The 1,455-nt window shown below is 77.1% G+C and carries 2 protein-coding genes; one reads left to right on the top strand and one right to left on the bottom strand.

Going from position 1 to position 1,455, the window contains the following annotated elements:
- On the bottom strand, positions 1–1,130 hold a 1,130-nt coding region (locus tag GVN67_RS28950), incomplete at its 3' end, for an MFS transporter (RefSeq protein WP_160000753.1).
- 95 nt (positions 1,131–1,225) lie between these two features.
- On the opposite strand from GVN67_RS28950, the gene GVN67_RS28945 reads away from it, so the two are divergent.
- Positions 1,226–1,455, top strand: a 230-nt coding sequence (locus GVN67_RS28945) for a helix-turn-helix domain-containing protein (RefSeq protein ID WP_160000752.1), incomplete at its 3' end; no start/stop codon positions are given.

Below are 1,455 nucleotides of genomic sequence, written 5' to 3'. Positions count from 1 at the left end.
CCCCACAGCGCCGCCTGCGCCGCTGCCGGCAGCCCGCCGGCCAGGGCGGCGAAGCCGGCCAGCGCCAGCAGCCCCAGCATCGACAGCAGCGGCCCGAGCCGCGCCAGCGGCGCCGCCAGCGCCGCCGGCCGGCCGGAGGACAGCATCGAGCCCAGGCTCCAGCCGGCGGCCATGGCGGCGGTCAGGTAGCCGGCCAGCAGCGGCGTCTGCCCCTGCAGCGTCTGCAGGAAATAGGGGACGAAGATTTCCGCCGTGGTGCCGAGCAGCAGCAGCGCCACGCTGGCATAAAGCGCGCCGAGCGGCGCCAGCGGCTGCGCCCCGCCGCGCGGCAGCAGCCGCACCGGGGCCGTCGCGTCGAGGCGCAGCGCTGCCGCCCCCAGCGCCAGGCCGAGCGCGACGCCCGCGGCCTGCAGCGCCAGCCCGCCCAGCATCGCGCCCCCCGCCGCGGCCAGCACCGAGGCCGCCAGCAGCAGGATCTGCGCGGACGGCACCCCGGCATCGACCGGCGCCGCCAGCCGCCCGCCGCGGCGCCCCCCGAGCCGCGCCACCACCAGCACGGCCTGCAGCGCGATCACCGGCAGCAGCGACCAGAAGGCCATGCGCCACTGCCCCTGCCCGGCGAAGACCCCGCCCAGCGCCGGGCCGCACAGCGTCGCCACCCCCCACATGCCGGAGACCAGCGCCACGGCGCGCGGCCACAGCGCCGGCGGGAAGACCAGGCGGATCAGCGCGTAGCTCAGCGCCGCCAGCCCGCCGCCGCCCAGGCCCTGCACGCTGCGCCCGGCCAGCATCCAGGGCATCGAGCCGGCGGTCGCGCAGCCGATCGACCCGGCGGCGAACAGCGCCAGCGCCAGCAGGCAGGCGCCGCGCGGCCCGAGCCGGGCCAGCGCCCGCACCGACAGCCCCGAGCCGATGATCGAGGCGACGACAAACAGGGAGATATTCCAGGCGTACCAGTCGAGGCCGCCGATCTCGCGCACCACCGAGGGCAGCACGGTGGTGACGATATGCACGTTCACCGCATGCAGCGCGACGCCGCCGGTCAGCGCCAGCGCCATCGGCCCGTGCTGCCGCCCGAGCAGCGCCCCCCAGCCGGCGGGGGTCGGGGCGGCGTCGGGCGTGGCGGGCATCGGGCTTCCTCTCGACAGCGGCGCTGCGGGCCGCCTATTATCCAAGCAATCACTTGGTTATTAGGCCGGCGCGCCCCGGTTCCACAAGGCATCCCTTGGATCATGTCGACCTGGCTCCGACCGCGGAGCGCCTCCTGCAGCATCTGAAGCGGCATGGCCCGCGCCCGGTCGCCGTGCTGGCCGCGGCGCTGGGCCTGACCGCCGAGGCCGCCCGGCTGCAGCTGCGCAAGCTGGCTGGGGCCGGGCTGGTCGCCGCCCAGGCGGGGGAGCCAAACGCCGACCAGGCGGGGGAGGCAAACGCCGCCCAGGCGGGGGAGGCAAACGC

Source organism: Roseomonas sp. 18066 (assembly GCF_902706185.1).
Classification (GTDB): domain Bacteria; phylum Pseudomonadota; class Alphaproteobacteria; order Acetobacterales; family Acetobacteraceae; genus Pseudoroseomonas.
Note: the sequence above shows the minus strand (reverse complement) of the source record. Positions and strands in the feature narration are given on the sequence as shown.